This window comes from Candidatus Endowatersipora endosymbiont of Watersipora subatra (assembly GCF_964026585.1).
Taxonomy (GTDB): Bacteria; Pseudomonadota; Alphaproteobacteria; order Rhizobiales; family Rhizobiaceae; genus Pseudahrensia.
The window spans coordinates 759487-776886 of record NZ_OZ032160.1; the positions used below are offsets into that span (position 1 = coordinate 759487).

Consider the following 17400-nt stretch of genomic DNA (forward strand, 5'->3'; position numbering starts at 1 on the left):
CTATTAAGGTGTTCGCTATCTTTTGATCCTATTTTTCATCTAGAAATATCTTTCTGATCTCCTTTTCTCTTAATAGAGAATCCATGAGACTCACACCAAGTTTTAAACTAAGAAAAATAAACATAGGTTTGTATATTGTATATACAAATTGATTAACTTACGAAAATTACTACGTTGCTGTGTTCATGCTAATGCTAAACTTGCTTAGCCTCCTAACGAAGCAATATAGTCAAAAATGTTCCAATGATAGAGATAACGAAATCGTATTTTTATATAAAAGGATTTCTCAGGTTTTTAATAAGCTTATAAATTTACTCTAGTATTAATTATCAAACGGCATATAGAATTAGATAATGGTTGATTCTAAAATAGCTATTTCACGTTTAGCTCATGGTGTCGCTATAGGACGGGAGTTAGAATATCTTGATGAAAACTCGAATTAATTTTATCAATTCATCTTATTGTCTTATCCGCTCTTCTCTTCAAGAATGAAATCAGAAGCGCGCGAAGCCAGCATAAGGGTCGGGGCATTGGTATTTCCTGAAGTGATATTTGGGAAAGAGGAAGCGTCTATAACTCTTAAACTAGAGATACCGTGAACACGCAACTTGCTATCGAGAACCGAATCCTTTTTACTCCTTCCCATACGGCAGGTGCAAGAAGGATGAAATACTGTTTGTGCACGATTACGAAAATTTTCTAGTAATTCTTTATCATTCATTACGGTAATATCTGGCAATAAGGGCTCTTGTGTAACTTCTTGGATAGAAGGAGCCTGTGTAAGGGTTTGTAGTATTTTACCTACCTTAATGGCCATATCACGATCTTCATCAGTCGATAGAGAATTGGGTTGTATAAGGGGGGCATCTAGGGGATTAGAGGATGCAAGCTGTATCGTACCCCTGCTGCTCGGTCGGCAGGGTTGTGCAGATAGTAAAAAACTAGCTTCTGCATTAATCTTAGGTAAACCAGATGTCTGTATTTTATAGGATATAGGGTTGCAATAAACCTGAACATCAGGTGACGATACATCGTTATCTGAGCGAATAAAACCACTAATCTGATTAATTGGGACACTTAAAGGGCCGCAGCGTGTTAATAAATAGTGAATACCAGCTGTTATTTTTCCAAAAAACCAGCCCAACTGATTATTCAAGGTCGGCTCTTTTGCACGATAATAATGCGAGAGTGCTAGATGGTCCTGAAGTCCACAACCTACAGCATTGAGACTATTTTCAATTGTAATACCATGCCTTTTGAGCAAATCTGGTGGCCCAATACCTGATAATTGTAAAAGATGTGGAGAATTAATAGCACCTGCACACACAATTACCTCTTCGTAGGCATGTACCTGTACTAGCTTTTCTCCTTGGCGATAAATAAGACCAGTTGCCCGCATCTTTTCTAGAACAATTTTTTGAACGATTGCACTGGTTAAAATCCGCAGGTTTTGCCTGTGTTTCACGGGTTTCAAAAAAGCATCTGCGGCTGACCAACGTCGGCCAGAGCGTACTGTACTGCGTATCGGTGAAAGACCTTCATTTTGATTGCTATTAATATTGTATGATACAGGCCAGCCTAAATCTCGTGCTCCCTGTAAAAAATATTGTGAAAATGGATGCATCTGATCGCTGAGATCACTCACCCAAACCGGTCCACTTCCACGGATTTTTCGATTTCCTAATGAGTCAATTTCATCATTAGATTCGAGCTGCTCATAGGTTTTGTTAACAATATTCCAGTTCCAACCAGTGGCACCAGCCAGTTCCCAATCATTAAAATCATGAGGTAAGCCACGGAAATAAGACATTGCATTAATAGAACTAGATCCTCCAATAACACGTCCACGAGGCCAATAGGATAATCGTCCGTTTAAGCCTGGATCAGCTTGCGTTGAAAAACACCAGTTTACAGATGGATCCATAAAGGTTTTCGCATAACCAAGAGGTACTTTTATCCAAAAGTTATCATCACTACCTCCTGCTTCAAGAAGTAAGACTCTATGCTTGGGAGATTCACTCAATCGATTGGCTACAACACAACCTGCTGAGCCTGCACCGATGATGATGTAGTGATAAGATTCTATGTTTGTAGGATTAAAATTCATTGAATTACCCTCAAAACTATGGTCTATTAAGAGTTGATTCACTGATCCTTTTTCTATTCTTTATTTCTATACTGTCATTTTGAATTGATATTCTTGTTTCCTGATCTAAAGAGAGTTTATCTAATTCTTTATTGATACGTTCACGCAAATTCTTTCCTGTTTTAAAGAATGGTACATTTTTTTCTTCAATATCAACTTGTTCACCAGTTCTAGGGTTTCTTCCAATTCTCGATTCTCTTGATTTGACAAAAAAGGATCCAAAACCGCGTAACTCAACCCTATTACCATTAGCTAAAGCAGAACTAATCTCTTCTAGGACCGTATTAACTATATGTTCTACATCACGCTGATAGAGGTAGGTGTTTTTCTGTGCAATAATCCTAACGAGCTCGGACTTAATCATCAGGGCATTCTCCTAATAGCAATAACATTGATCATTTTTGATATCTATCTCTTTTTATCCCATTTATTTCTATAAAATATATTGAGATAAAGATAATAGTAATTATATGACTGGCGGAGAGGCGGGGATTCGAACCCCGGAGACAGAATCTACCATCTACACGCTTTCCAAGCGTGCGCCTTAGACCACTCGGCCACCTCTCCTTCATTGAGCTAGGGAATAGTTTTGATAATTTAAAAGGAATCTGATCTGTCTAGCTTGAATTATTATTCAGTAGATCTATACGGTTCAATCAATCAAATTTTTTGAATAAATTCAATGAAGAAGAATAGGACTAACCACACTTTATCTTCATTGGCGATAGTTTGGTTGCAGAAAAAATGCTAGGCTAGGATCTAGGAGTAAAAAATTTATCAGCTAAAAAGCTAATGATGGATATGTCTTACGTCCAAGGAGTTGATCTTCAATTAACTGATGCTATAGATTTATCTTCATGACCTGAATGGGATCGAAAAGCTCAGCTGAGAATTAGAATCAAATTCACTTTATTTAACTCTAATCGTCAAATAAAAAGATGGAAAAGGATGAATAAAAGAATTAGAAGCGCAAAAGAAAAAATTGAAACACTTATGTATGCTCATCCTAAAGGATATGATCTAAATCTTCAGCGCATAAGTGTGTTGTTGGAAAAATTGGGTAACCCTCAGGAACGGATTCCACCAGTTATCCATGTAGCTGGGACAAACGGAAAAGGTTCAACTATCGCCTTCATGAGATCAATATTAGAAGCTAATGGTTTAGCAGTCCACGTTCATACATCTCCTCATATTTTTTCATGGCATGAGCGATATCGAATCGGACAATACAAAGGGAAAGGAAAGTTTGTTGATGATGAGAAACTTTCTATTGCAATTGATAAAGTTGCAGCAGCCAATGGGAATCAGAACATCACTGTTTTTGAAATACTCGTGGCGGTAATGTTTATTTTATTTTCAGAAAATCCAGCTGATGTGTCTCTCGTAGAAGTTGGCCTTGGTGGTCGTCTAGATGCAACTAATGTTATTCATAACCCTGCTATTACAGTTATTACACCAATTTCCTTCGATCACGAAGCTCTTCTTGGAGAGAAATTATCAGAAATAGCTTTCTCTAAGGCTGGGATCATCAAAAACAATGTTCCTGTAATTGTCAGTGCCCAAAAAGATGAAGTGATTAAAATTATTGAACAACAAGCATCATATCGTCTTGCACCAATTCAGATAATGAATCAGAACTATTTAGGTCTAGAAAAAAATGGACAACTTATCTATCAAGATAAAAAAGAATTCCTTAGTTTGCCCCTTCCGAGAATGTATGGTAGTCATCAGATATCAAATGCAACTGTTGCTATTTCGGCTGTTAGAGCTCTCTCTCACAAAGTCGGTTTTTCATTAACTCAAAAAGCCTTAGAACGTGGAATTCTTGAAGCGGAATGGTTAGGACGTATGCAAAGAATAAAACAAGGTCCTTTAATTAATATGTTCCCTCAAGGAAGCGAAGTTTGGTTGGATGGAGGCCACAATCCAGGAGCTGCAAAAGTCATAGCTGATTTCATGAAAGAACTTGAAAAAAAAGAAAGGAAGAAGTTGATCTTAATATGTGGCATGTTGAAAACAAAAGATGCTAGTGGTTATTTCAATGAATTTAAATGCTTAGCTAAGGAAGTTCTAACTGTTTCAATTAAATCTAGGACTTCTAGTTATAATGCAGAAGAATTAAGCAGAATAGCTTATAAATGTGGATTGAAAACCTTACCATTTCCATCTCTATATGATGCCATGTTATTTATTAAAAATCATACTAAAAGAGAAAAATCTCGAATACTCATTTGTGGTTCTTTATATCTGGTCAATAATACAATGACTCTCAATGAAATCACATCTTTATGAGAATTAAATCCCTAAAATACGCTTAGTAAACCTGGCAGCGACCTACTCTCCCATGCCTTAAGACAAAGTACCATCGGCGCAGAGGCTTTTCACTTCCGAGTTCGGAATGGAATCGGGTGTAGGAACCTCGCAATAACCACCAAGTCAACAAAACGTAAAGTCCATATTTTAAACAATCAAAAAATAGAATAGTCAATAGTCATAAGAAATGAGAACGATCAAGCCGATTGAGCTATTAGTACTGGTAAGCTTCACACGTTACCGTGCTTCCACACCCAGCCTATCAACGTCGTAGTCTTCGACGACTCTAAGGGAATACTTATCTTCAGGCAGGCTTCCCGCTTAGATGCTTTCAGCGGTTATCCCTTCCGTATATAGCTACCCTGCAATGCAATTGGCATCACAACAGGTCCACCAGTGATACGTCCATCCCGGTCCTCTCGTACTAGGGACAGGTCCTGTCAATATTCCTACACCCACGGCAGATAGGGACCGAACTGTCTCACGACGTTCTGAACCCAGCTCACGTACCGCTTTAATTGGCGAACAGCCAAACCCTTGGGACCTACTCCAGCCCCAGGATGCGATGAGCCGACATCGAGGTGCCAAACAACCCCGTCGATATGAACTCTTGGGGGTCATTAGCCTGTTATCCCCGGCGTACCTTTTATCCGTTGAGCGATGGCCCTTCCATAAGGAACCACCGGATCACTATGACCGACTTTCGTCTCTGCTCGACCTGTCAGTCTCGCAGTCAGGCTGGCTTATGCCATTGCACTCAAAGTCCGATTTCCGACCGGACTGAGCCAACCATCGCGCGCCTCCGTTACAATTTGGGAGGCGACCGCCCCAGTCAAACTACCCACCACACAATGTCCCGGACCCGGATAACGGGCCGCGGTTAGACATCAATAATAGTAAGGGTGGTATTTCAAGGGAGACTCGATCAAGGCTGGCGCCTCAACTTCACAGTCTACCACCTATCCTACACATATTATCACTGATGCCAGTGTGAAGCTATAGTAAAGGTGCACGGGGTCTTTCCGTCTAACCGCAGGAACCCCGCATCTTCACGGGGATTTCAATTTCACTGAGTCTATGCTGGAGACAGTGGGGAAGTCGTTACGCCATTCGTGCAGGTCGGAACTTACCCGACAAGGAATTTCGCTACCTTAGGACCGTTATAGTTACGGCCGCCGTTTACTGGGGCTTCAATTCAAAGCTTGCACTTCTCCTTTTAACCTTCCAGCACCGGGCAGGCGTCAGGCCCTATACATCGCCTTACGGCTTAGCAGAGCCCTGTGTTTTTGGTAAACAGTCGCCACCCCCTATTTTGTGACACCTTAAAAAAGTTACCTTTCTTAAGGTCATGCTTATCCCGAAGTTACGCATGCAATTTGCCGAGTTCCTTCAGCATAGTTCTCTCAAGCGCCTTAGTATTCTCTACCTGTCCACCTGTGTCGGTTTGGGGTACGGTCTTAAACGGTGGAGCTATTTCCTGTGATTATGTCAAAGCCTACTCAATCCAATAAGAATAGACAATTTAAATAATCCGTCACTACCACCAGGTGCAGGAATATTAACCTGCTTCCCATCGACTACGCATTTCTGCCTCGCCTTAGGGGCCGACTCACCCTGCTCAGATTAACTTTAAGCAGGAAACCTTGGACTTTCGGCGAAGGGGTTTCTCACCCCTTTTATCGTTACTCATGTCAACATTCGCACTTGTGATATCTCCAGGATTCCTCACAGATATCCCTTCACAGACTTACACAACGCTCCGCTACCGCACGTAAAACGTACTCGCAATTTCGGCGTATGGCTTTAGCCCCGATACATTTTCGGCGCAAAAATCCTTAATTTAGACCAGTGAGCTATTACGCTTTCTTTAAATGATGGCTGCTTCTAAGCCAACATCCTGGTTGTTTTGGGATTTTCACTTCCTTTTCCACTTAGCCATAACTTAGGGGCCTTAATTGGCGATTAGGGTTGTTTCCCTTTCCACTACGGACGTTAGCACCCGTAGTGTGTCTGCTGACCATTACTCCTCGGTATTCGGAGTTTAATTAGGATCAGTAAGGCTATAAGCCCCCATAGCCTATTTAGTGCTCTACCCCCGAGGGTATACAGTCAACGCTCTACCTAAATAGATTTCGCGGAGAACCAGCTATCTCCGAGTTTGATTGGCCTTTCACCCCTATCCACAGTTCATCCCCGCATATTGCAACATGCGTGGGTTCGGCCCTCCAGTGAGTGTTACCACACCTTCAGCCTGACCATAGATAGATCACTCGGTTTCGGGTCTAATGCAACGAACTAAACGCCCTTTTCAGACTCGCTTTCGCTACGCCTACACCTATCGGCTTAAGCTTGCTCGTTACACTAAGTCGTTGACCCATTATACAAAAGGTACGCAGTCACCCTTACGGGCTCCTACTGTTTGTAGGCATTCGGTTTCAGGTACTATTTCACTCCCCTAATAGGGGTTCTTTTCACCTTTCCCTCACGGTACTTGTTCACTATCGGTTATGCACGAGTATTTAGGCTTGGAGGATGGTCCCCCCATATTCAGACAGAATTTCACGTGTTCCGCCTTACTCAAGGACAAGAAGAAGAATTGCGTATACGGGGCTATCACCCACTATGGCCCTCCTTTCCAGAAGGTTCTACTTGTCTTCAAAATGCCACTGGCCTGATCCGCATTCGCTCGCCACTACTAACGGAATCTCTATTGATGTCTTTTCCTACGGGTACTTAGATGTTTCAGTTCCCCGCGTTCGCTTCTCACATCCTATGTATTCAGATGTGGATACCCCATTTAATTCTGAGGTAGGTTCACCCATTCGGAAATCGCCGGATCAAAGCCTATTCGCAGCTCCCCAACGCTTATCGCAGCGTATCACGTCCTTCATCGCCTGTGCATACCAAGGCATCCACCAAACGCCCTTAAGACACTTGATCGTTCTCATTACCAATGACAATTTATAAAAAATCTTTCTTTGGTAAATAATCTAGTTAACTTGTTGTCAGGATTAATTTGAAATTTAACAATAAATTCAGACTAATTCTAACATAAAGACCAGTTTCACGAGATCTGAAAGACGATGCGTGGATAGGCATCATAAAAATCATGAGCAATAAATAGCTCAATTAGCCAGTCAGATCTTCTCTATACAATGTCTTAATGAACAAGCATGTTGATTTATCAACATGCGAAACCTCACCTTAATCCTCGAATAATGGTGGAGCCAGTCGGAATCGAACCGACGACCTGAAGCGTGCAAAGCTACCGCTCTCCCAACTGAGCTATGGCCCCAATTTCTGGAAAAACCTCAAAAAATTGGTGGGCCTGGGTAGATTCGAACTGCCGACCTCACGCTTATCAGGCGTGCGCTCTAACCAACTGAGCTACAGGCCCAATCCCTGATAAATACAGTTTATTTAATAGTAGTAAAAACCAGCATGAGTATCCATTCGAGAAGAAAGAGAAATGAAGACGGCGACTTCCCTATAATATAATAAAGATAAGCTTAAAAAGTAAACTCATCCATGTTTTTAAGAGATTCATTAGCATTATCATACTAAGAAACACCCTTAGAAAGGAGGTGATCCAGCCCCAGGTTCCCCTAGGGCTACCTTGTTACGACTTCACCCCAGTCGCTAACCCTACCGTGGTCGTTTGCCTCCTTACGGTTAGCACAACGCCTTCAAGTAGAACCAACTCCCATGGTGTGACGGGCGGTGTGTACAAGGCCCGGGAACGTATTCACCGTGGCACGCTGATCCACGATTACTAGCGATTCCAACTTCATGCTCTCGAGTTGCAGAGAACAATCCGAACTGAGATGGCTTTTGGAGATTAGCTTAACGTCGCCGTTTCGCTGCCCACTGTCACCACCATTGTAGCACGTGTGTAGCCCAGCCCATAAGGGCCATGAGGACTTGACGTCATCCCCACCTTCCTCCGGTTTATCACCGGCAGTTCCGTTAGAGTGCCCATCTAAATGCTGGCAACTAACGGCAAGGGTTGCGCTCGTTGCGGGACTTAACCCAACATCTCACGACACGAGCTGACGACAGCCATGCAGCACCTGTGTCCAATCCAGCCTAACTGAAGGAAACCATCTCTGGTAACCGCGATTGGCATGTCAAGGGCTGGTAAGGTTCTGCGCGTTGCTTCGAATTAAACCACATGCTCCACCGCTTGTGCGGGCCCCCGTCAATTCCTTTGAGTTTTAATCTTGCGACCGTACTCCCCAGGCGGGAAGCTTAATGCGTTAGCTGCGCCACTAAGTAGAATACTACCTAACGGCTAGCTTCCATCGTTTACGGCGTGGACTACCAGGGTATCTAATCCTGTTCGCTCCCCACGCTTTCGCACCTCAGCGTCAGTATCGAGCCAGTGAGCCGCCTTCGCCACTGGTGTTCCTCCGAATATCTACGAATTTCACCTCTACACTCGGAATTCCACTCACCTCTCTCGAACTCTAGATTAACAGTATTAAAGGCAGTTCCAAGGTTGAGCCTTGGGATTTCACCCCTAACTTAAAAATCCACCTACGCGCTCTTTACGCCCAGTTATTCCGAACAACGCTTGCCCCCTTCGTATTACCGCGGCTGCTGGCACGAAGTTAGCCGGGGCTTCTTCTACGGCTACCGTCATTATCTTCACCGTTGAAAGAGCTTTACAACCCTAGGGCCGTCATCACTCACGCGGCATAGCTGGATCAGGCTTTCGCCCATTGTCCAATATTCCCCACTGCTGCCTCCCGTAGGAGTCTGGGCCGTGTCTCAGTCCCAGTGTGGCTGATCATCCTCTCAGACCAGCTATTGATCGTAGTCTTGGTGAGCTTTTACCTCACCAACAAACTAATCAAGCGCGGGCTCATCTATCGGCGATTAATCTTTATCCCCTAGGAGCTATAAGGCATTAGCACACATTTCTATGCGTTATTCCCTACCGATAGGTAGATTCCCACGTGTTACTCACCCGTCTGCTACTCTCTCCGAAGAGAGCGTTCAACTTGCATGTGTTAGGCCTGCCGCCAGCGTTCGTTCTGAGCCAGGATCAAACTCTCAAGTTTGATCTAAGATATCAGCTAATTTTATCAACTCTTAAAATTGATATAGTAACGCCTCTAGAACTCTATGAATTTTAGAGATTGCGCCACTCCTTGTTTATCAGGAGTGCTCAAATTGACGAGAATTATTTTTAAACACAAAACTACATTACTACATTATAGATATAGTCTTTGGTGTAACATTCTCAAAAACGAGTACGCCGAAATCTTAATTTCAATTTATCAGAAATCGCCGTCCACGTTTCTCTTTCTTCCTATTCAAATATCAAAGAACAGATTAGTAGTCGTAGTCATAACAACCGCTAGATCAAAAATAAGCTTAAGAAAAGCTAATTTCCTTACCTACAATATAAATATTTTATTTGTCAATAAAATATTTTACCTTTTTCTCAAAAGGCTTCTTGAAAAATTAAGATTTTTATCAATGAGCAAATAAAATTTATTATTAATCTTAAAAACTAAAATTGAGTTAGAAAATGATTAATCATATTATTATTCTAATAATAATTTAGCTTAGAAGTTAAGATTTCAATCAAAGAATAGGCTTTATGAAAAATCATTGGTGTGAACTTAATATCATAAAGAAGAGAATCGATAAACAAAACCCATTGATCATTAGACAGTTCTATCCTCGATTAAGTATACGTGAAATTAATGTTCGATGGTTTTGGGGATCCGTTTTAATGGGCATGGCATCATTAATTCTAATGTATTGTGCATTTTACACAACATTAAATAGACAGAAACAGATCATTGAACGGGCTACTTTTTTTAAAAGAAATTCTATTCATTTTAGATCAGAAAAAAAATATAAAAAAAGAGGAAATAGAATTATTGAGCTTTTAGAAGTTAACCCCTTTAAAAAAAAATTTTTTATGTTCCAATACAAATACAAAAACGTGATGAAAAATCGAGTAATTCCACTCAAGAATGTCTTCTTGCATATGTTTCTACACCATTAGCTATTAAATTAATACCCAAATTCAACTACCCTAAATTCAATCCGTTTGATGTTTTTTTGTATGATATAAATAAGAACTTGGTTTCTAAAAATACTATAGACATTTCGGATATTGAGAATGAAGTAACAACAGGTCAAACCCCCTTCGATCTCTCAAATGTTCAGTATGATCAAGCAAACAATATTACATTGTTAGAAACTGAATTAGCTGTCAAAAATACGCTAAGCTCACTTAAGGATTTTAATACTAAACATGCAGTTATTCCTTATTTTAAAGAAAAAGCTAAACAATCACTTTCTTTATCTCCACTTAAAACAAAAGTGGTCGCTGAAAATGAATCCAGATTCACTCCAATAAATCAATCAGAGAGAAATAGATTCTTCTATTCAGAGGAATTGATCACAATAACACAATCACAATCATTAATAACTTCATTATCTCACCTAAATCTGAAATCAAATATATTGAGAAGAATGGCTTCTCAATTAGTTCGAAAAATGAGGAAAAATAATCTAGAACCAGGAACACAATTGCGTGTAGCCTTAGAACATAAAAAGGGCTCTGAAAAACGAATACCACATCGTATAACAGTTTATTATTTAGGAAACCATCAAGCCAGCATTGCGCTCAATGATGCTAAGGAAGTTGTTTGGGCTAAGGAACCTTCTCCCATTAATAAACAAAAGAATCAATCAACTGAACGGATAGTTGGCAAAATTTTAAATGAAGACAATTTACCTAGCAGATATGATAGTATTTATCGAGCTATTCTCTCACAAGGACTTAATCGAAATCATGCAAAAACCATTCTTCATACTATTACATTTGATATTGACTTCAGAAAAAAAATATCAATTTTAGATAAACTGGAAATCTTGTATTCCCTATCAGGAAATAAAAAAGAAGCAACTGATGATTCACAGATTCTATTCTTTTCAGTAACTTTTAATGGAGTAAAATATAAGTACTATCGCTTTAAAGTGAATGGTAATGATTCCCCAATATTCTATGATGAAAATGGTAACAGTACAAACCAGTTTCTCTTACGTAAACCTGTTCCTAATAGCAAATTTAACTCTCCTTTTGGGATGCGTCGTCATCCAATCTCGGGTGTTTATAAATTTCATGGTGGCGTTGATTGGTCAGCACCTTTAGGTACACCTATTTTGGCGGCCGGCAATGGAATTGTCGAAAAAGCTGGATGGTCTGGTAGCAATGGACGCTTAACTGTTATTCGACATGCTAATGGATATAAAACATCCTATAGTCATCAACATCAAATTGCTCGAGGTATTGTACCCGGTACACATGTAAGTCAGGGTCAGATTATTGGTACTGTTGGATCAACTGGGCATTCTACAGGCCCTCATCTTCATTATGAAATTAAAGTCAATAATAGTCGTGTTAACCCTATGAAAATTCGTCTTCCTAAAGAGAATTTTCTAAAAGGTCGTCTGCTAAACTCTTTTATGAAAGAGAAAAATCAAATTGATCTCCTGATGAAGAAAAAACTTCTCTTGAAATAACATAACAGAGAGTTGCAAAATTGAATTTCTCATTGTATTTGATGATAGTTTTCTCAAGTTAAGAACTTTTGAGAAATTATGAGTCAATTAATATTGTGATTTCTGAACTATGACATTATTCATGATGGGTTCTCAATCTCAACTCAGATAGATGACTCTCGGATAACTTAGGAGCATGTTTATGAGCATAAATAATCAGCTCGTCGCCCAGCTTAGAAAAAGTATAGGAAAGGGCTCCGCACGTGATCTTCGTCGAAATTCCATGATACCAGCTATTATTTATGGAGGTGAATCTCCCCCTTTGCCAATTGCACTTTCTTACAAAGAAATTAGTATGAGAATCAGAAAAGGAAGCTTTCTAACAACCATTCTTAATATCAAAGTAAATGAAGTAAAATATGATGTTCTTCCTAAAAACTTTCAGTTGGATAAGGTTTATGATTTTATCATTCATCTTGATCTTCTTCGAGTTTCAAAGAAAAGCATAGTAACAGTTGATATCCCGATATCATTCGAAAATGATCAAATATGCTTAGGAATCAAACGTGGTGGTATTCTTAATATCATCCGGCATACAATTGAAGTTCAATGTCATGCCAATGCAATACCAGAATTATTTAGGGTTGATTTAACCCCTTTTGATCTTGGCGATTCAGTTAAAGTTTCTGCGATCAAATTCCCGACTCATATCGTTTCTACAATTGTGGATAAAGATGATACGATTGCTACTATTTCAATGCCTATAAAGGCTCTTTCTGATGGTGAATGATAAAAGATAAAAATACTTTAAAGAAATGATTAGGATAATTATACTTTTAAAAGTTTGATGGATTACAATGTTAATAATTGTAGGATTAGGAAATCCAGGACCAAGATATGAGAAAAATCGACATAATATCGGCTTTATGGTTATCGATGCAATACATCGTCACTATGAATTATCGGATTGGAGACCCCAATTTCATTCTTTAATTGCTGAAGGGAATATTGAATTCCATAAAATTTTGCTGATTAAACCAATGACATTCATTAATAAGTCAGGCAATGCAGTAAGTGAAGCTTTAAAGTACTATAAAATTCCAACAGATAAAATCCTCGTTTTTTATGACGAACTAGATCTAGAACCCTGCAGAATTAAAGTTAAAATAGGAGGTGGATCTAGTGGGCATAATGGCATTCGTTCGATTGATGCCTATATTGGAAAACAGTATCAACGTGTTCGTATTGGTATAGGACATCCAGGCTATAAAGAAAAAGTATATAAATATGTTCTGAGCAATTTCTCTATTTCTGATCAGATATGGTTAATACCACTTATTGATTCAATTGCATGCAATCTCGTTTATCTTACAAAAGACGATGCCCTTGGTTTTATGAATAAGGTCAATTTATGCACTCAAAAAATAAGCTTACTCTCTAAAAGCTAAAGAAGATATATCTGAAAATTTTATAATTATGTATATCAAGCTGAATAAGAACGCTTAAAAAACCACTTAATCACAAAAACTCAATCGGAAAAATCATGAGTTTCAAATGCGGGATCATCGGATTACCAAATGTCGGAAAATCTACACTTTTTAATGCTCTAACAAGAACTAATTCAGCTCAAGCTGAAAATTATCCATTTTGTACAATCGAGCCTAATACTGGTGAAGTTACCGTCCCTGATATACGGCTTGATGAAATTTCTAAGATAGCATCATCAAAAAAAATCATTCCAACTCAGATATCTTTTATCGATATCGCAGGCCTTGTTCGAGGTTCTTCAAAAGGTCAAGGTTTAGGCAATCAATTTCTTTCTAATATCCGTGAAGTAGATGCTATCATTCATGTTCTACGTTGTTTTGAAGACAATAATATTACTCATGTGGAAGGAAAAGTTAATCCAATTAATGATGTAGATACAATCGAAACTGAACTTATGCTTGCTGACTTAGAAAGTTTAGAGGGACAGATTAAACAGATTAGCAAAAAAGTAAATAGAAAGAATGAAGAAGAGATGAGTATACTTCCTATAATGGAAAAAGCTATGGATTGTCTTAATAAGGGAAAACCTGCCCGTCTTATTGCTAAGAAGAGTAGTTCTGACGATTTAAAACGCCTCAAAAGACTCAATTTACTCACAGCAAATCCAGTTCTTTATGTTTGTAACGTTCTTGAAAGAGATGCGATAAATGGAAATGAAAACAGCAGAAAAATAAAAGCAATAGCAGAAGGACAAAAAACAGAAAGTATTACCCTCTCAGCAACTTTAGAAGAAGAACTTGCTCAACTTTCGAAAAAAGAACAACATGAATTCCTTGAAATGATTGGATTAGAAGAATCAGGTATTGATCGACTGATACGTGCTGGTTACAAACTACTCTCTTTAATTACTTACTTTACAGCTGGACCAAAAGAAACTCGTGCATGGACGGTCGTATCTGGAACAAAAGCACCAGAGGCCGCTGGCGTTATTCATACAGATTTTAAACGTGGATTCATACGGGCTCAAACTATAGCTTTTAATGACTATATCTTTCTAGGAGGCGAAGGACCTTCTAAAGAGGCTGGAAAAACTCGTGATGAAGGGAAAGAATACATCGTTAAAGATGGTGATATCATACTGTTCAAATTTAGTTGATGAAAATATATACAAATATTTCGAAAATCGCAGGCTTCTTTCAATCGTGATGATTTGCCAACTGACGTGATCGATTAGTTGCGGCTTTAACCGCTCTTTTTATCAATCTTATTAAAGCTTCTTCTTTCATCAATACATTCAGCGCTGCTTCTGTTGTTCCATGAAGAGAAGTTACCTTTTTACGCAATTCTTCAGGAGAGAGATTAGAACTATCTAATAGAGCACCGGAGCCATAAATCGTTGCAATGACTAGCTGCAATGACAAGTGAGTAGAAAGGCCAACAGATTTACCTGCCTCTACCAAAGCTTCTGTTAAATAAAACACATAGGCTGGACCGCTTCCCGATATCGCTGTGATAGCATCAATAAGATATTCATCATCAATCCATTCTACTTTGCCAATAGTGAAAAGGATTTGATTTACTATCTCCCTTTGAGATTTCGTAACAAATTGATTGGCAACGCAACAGGTAATTCCCATCCCAATCATAGCTGGTATATTAGGAATGGATCGAACTAGACAAACATTGTTTTTTCCATCCTTTTCAAAGACTCTTAACAACTGTGCAAGGGTTGAACCAGCTGTCACTGAAAGAATGAGCATTTTGCTATCAATGAGATCACATAATGATATTAAGATTGATTCTATAATCTGTGGTTTTATAGCAATGACAATTATATCAGGATGAGGAATATCAACTAAATTCTTAAAATGTACCACTCCATGTTCTTGGATAATTCTACTAATGTTAGATGAAGGATTAGGATCAATGACGGTGATATTCTTAGCTTCATAGCCATCAGCAAGCCAGCGAGATAGCATTGCGCCTCCCATATGACCAGCACCGACAAGGCATATATTGATTGAACAAGAAAAACTACTCATGGAGTCCATACAAAAAATAATAAAATGAAAATATTTATTAAAACTCATCAGAAAAGGAGCATAATTTCCTATCTTTTGATTAATTACTAGTTAAGTTATACTTAATATCTGGAGCATCTTATTATTTATCTCAATTCCTCAAAAATTGACATCACAATCTATATAATCTCTAATAATGCTTTGGACGTTAATAATAATTAATTGAAACTAAGTCATCTTTATAATAGAGAAAAAATAAAACTAACTTCCTCTAGCTTATATATTTTATTCTTTAATTAGGAAATTAATCAGGTAAAATAAATTAAAGTATACAAGATATAAAACTAAATGACTAGAAAATAATAGATTGAACTTTTCAAAGAGAAGTCTCCTTAATTGATCAGTTAATTTCCCACTTTGTGATTCTCTCACCATTTTCTGAATCTTTTGAGTCTTTTAGCTTAATTCCTCGATCCAAAAGATAATCACGAATACGGTCAGCTTTTACCCATTTTTTTTTAGCAATAAGATTCAATCGGATCTGAATGATCCTTTTAATATCGATATCAGTATTGGATTTAGACAAATTGAGTCCAATAAATTCAGCTGCTGCATACAACATACCTGGTCTTATATTCTGAGATAGCATTCTTTTTAGATATGTTGTTGTATTGAGATCATTTGCAAGATCATCTAAAAAAAGTTGATCTAAAATTTCTCTTTGATGCCCTGAGACACGACGCATAATCTTAGTAAGGATATTTTCAGCTTCTTGTAGACGATTTAAATTAAAGTCAATCGGCTCACGATAATGAGTCATCAGCATTGCTAAACGTATAACTGCCCCCGGCCAATACCGTCCTCCTATCTTTGGAGTTGATAATATTTCATGAACAGTATGAAAATTACCCAAACTCTTAGACATTTTTTTCCCGTCAACACGCAAAAGTGAATTGTGCATCCAAACATTAGCCATAACTTTGGTACCAAAACAGCAGCGAGACTGAGCAAGTTCATTCTCATGGTGAGGAAACATGAGATCAAGGCCACCACCATGAATATCAAATACTTTCCCAAGATAAGCACAAGTCATAGCTGAGCATTCAATATGCCAGCCTGGACGTCCTCTAATTTCTTCACAACCAAAAGTAGCGGTCCAACCCGGCTCTTTTTCAGTGGACTCTTTCCAAAGCACAAAATCAAATGGATTTTCTTTATGACTCTCTACTGGAATACGAATTCCTGCTTTCTGTTCTTTTAAAGATCTTTTGGATAAAGATCCATAGTCAACCATCGAATTAATGCGAAACAATATTTCACGTCCTTCTTTTCCGTGAGCAATATATGCATGATTACGATCTATGAGTTGTCTAATCATTGATACCATATCAAACTTTTCATCAGTGCGCGGCAAGATGAAATCAGTAGCTCTCGGCTGATGAGTAGGATCTAAGCAACCTAATTGTTTCATATCATTTTGATATTGAGTTGCTGTTTTTCTAGTAAATTGACGAATAGCTTGATTAAGAGGTAAGTGGGGGAACTTAACTGCTGCATCAGCATTAATTTTATCATCGATATCAGTAATGTTCCGAACATATGTAACATGATTCGAACCATAAATATAACGCATCAGTCGAAATAACACATCAAAAATGATAACCGGCCTTGCGTTTCCAAGGTGAGGAAAACCATAAACCGTTGGACCACAAACATAAAGTCTTACATTCTTTTCATCGATCGGTTCAAAAATAGACTTGCCTCGCGTTAGCGTATTATAAATTCTAATTTTCATTGTTATGTTTTCGTTTCCATGGATCGAGTACATAAAAGTAAAAGTATTTACTAACTCAAAGACAGAATCTATTATCATTTCTAATGAAGTAGTGGATTATGATCAAGAAA

Annotated in this window: 8 protein-coding genes, 3 tRNA genes, 3 rRNA genes and 1 pseudogene; 5 read left to right on the plus strand and 10 right to left on the minus strand. The window is 38.6% G+C overall.

All coding sequences use genetic code 11. The features are described 5' to 3' along the window. Positions 1-466: 466 nt before the first annotated feature. The 3 genes and pseudogenes from AAGD37_RS03525 to AAGD37_RS03535 all read right to left on the minus strand — a co-directional run bounded on the left by AAGD37_RS03525 (position 467) and on the right by AAGD37_RS03535 (position 2713). Positions 467-2107, minus strand: coding sequence for a GMC family oxidoreductase (locus AAGD37_RS03525; protein ID WP_341760173.1), 1641 nt, complete (start codon positions 2105-2107; stop codon positions 467-469). A gap of 127 nt (positions 2108-2234) precedes the next feature. Next, positions 2235-2510 (minus strand): annotated as a pseudogene (locus tag AAGD37_RS03530) (integration host factor subunit beta); the annotation flags it as partial. A gap of 111 nt (positions 2511-2621) precedes the next feature. Then, positions 2622-2713 (minus strand) — tRNA-Ser (locus tag AAGD37_RS03535). A 381-nt stretch (positions 2714-3094) separates the two neighbouring features. Between AAGD37_RS03535 and AAGD37_RS03540 the strand changes: the two genes are divergently transcribed. Next, complete coding sequence (locus tag AAGD37_RS03540) at positions 3095-4438, plus strand: folylpolyglutamate synthase/dihydrofolate synthase family protein (RefSeq protein WP_341760174.1); 1344 nt, start codon at positions 3095-3097, stop codon at positions 4436-4438. A 29-nt stretch (positions 4439-4467) separates the two neighbouring features. On the opposite strand, the gene rrf is transcribed toward AAGD37_RS03540, so the two are convergent. The 5 genes from rrf to AAGD37_RS03565 all read right to left on the minus strand — a co-directional run bounded on the left by rrf (position 4468) and on the right by AAGD37_RS03565 (position 9522). Further along, positions 4468-4582 (minus strand): 5S ribosomal RNA (rrf, locus tag AAGD37_RS03545). 70 nt (positions 4583-4652) lie between these two features. Next, positions 4653-7399, minus strand: a 23S ribosomal RNA gene (locus AAGD37_RS03550). A gap of 279 nt (positions 7400-7678) precedes the next feature. Further along, a tRNA-Ala gene (locus tag AAGD37_RS03555) sits at positions 7679-7754 on the minus strand. A gap of 25 nt (positions 7755-7779) precedes the next feature. Continuing rightward, positions 7780-7856, minus strand: a tRNA-Ile gene (locus tag AAGD37_RS03560). A 180-nt stretch (positions 7857-8036) separates the two neighbouring features. Then, a 16S ribosomal RNA gene (locus AAGD37_RS03565) occupies positions 8037-9522 on the minus strand. The 16S, 23S and 5S rRNA genes sit together here with 2 tRNA genes alongside, the layout of an rRNA operon. 1036 nt (positions 9523-10558) lie before the next feature. Here AAGD37_RS03565 and AAGD37_RS03570 point away from each other — a divergent pair. The 4 genes from AAGD37_RS03570 to ychF all read left to right on the plus strand — a co-directional run bounded on the left by AAGD37_RS03570 (position 10559) and on the right by ychF (position 14630). Further along, on the plus strand, positions 10559-12007 hold the full coding sequence (locus tag AAGD37_RS03570) for a M23 family metallopeptidase (RefSeq protein ID WP_341760175.1): 1449 nt from the start codon (positions 10559-10561) through the stop codon (positions 12005-12007). Between the two features lie 181 nt (positions 12008-12188). Then, positions 12189-12776, plus strand: a complete 588-nt coding sequence (locus AAGD37_RS03575; protein WP_341760176.1) for a 50S ribosomal protein L25/general stress protein Ctc — start codon at positions 12189-12191, stop codon at positions 12774-12776. 67 nt (positions 12777-12843) lie between these two features. Next, positions 12844-13434 (plus strand): aminoacyl-tRNA hydrolase, encoded by a 591-nt coding sequence (pth, locus tag AAGD37_RS03580; RefSeq protein ID WP_341760177.1) that lies wholly within the window; start codon positions 12844-12846, stop codon positions 13432-13434. Between the two features lie 95 nt (positions 13435-13529). After that, positions 13530-14630, plus strand: coding sequence for a redox-regulated ATPase YchF (gene ychF, locus AAGD37_RS03585; protein WP_341760178.1), 1101 nt, complete (start codon positions 13530-13532; stop codon positions 14628-14630). 40 nt (positions 14631-14670) lie between these two features. Here the strand turns inward: ychF and proC are convergent, their stop codons facing one another. Both proC and cysS read right to left on the minus strand, forming a co-directional pair. Then, positions 14671-15516 (minus strand): pyrroline-5-carboxylate reductase, encoded by an 846-nt coding sequence (gene proC, locus AAGD37_RS03590; protein WP_341760179.1) that lies wholly within the window; start codon positions 15514-15516, stop codon positions 14671-14673. Between the two features lie 379 nt (positions 15517-15895). Continuing rightward, positions 15896-17290 (minus strand): cysteine--tRNA ligase, encoded by a 1395-nt coding sequence (cysS, locus tag AAGD37_RS03595; protein WP_341760180.1) that lies wholly within the window; start codon positions 17288-17290, stop codon positions 15896-15898. Positions 17291-17400 lie beyond the last annotated feature (110 nt).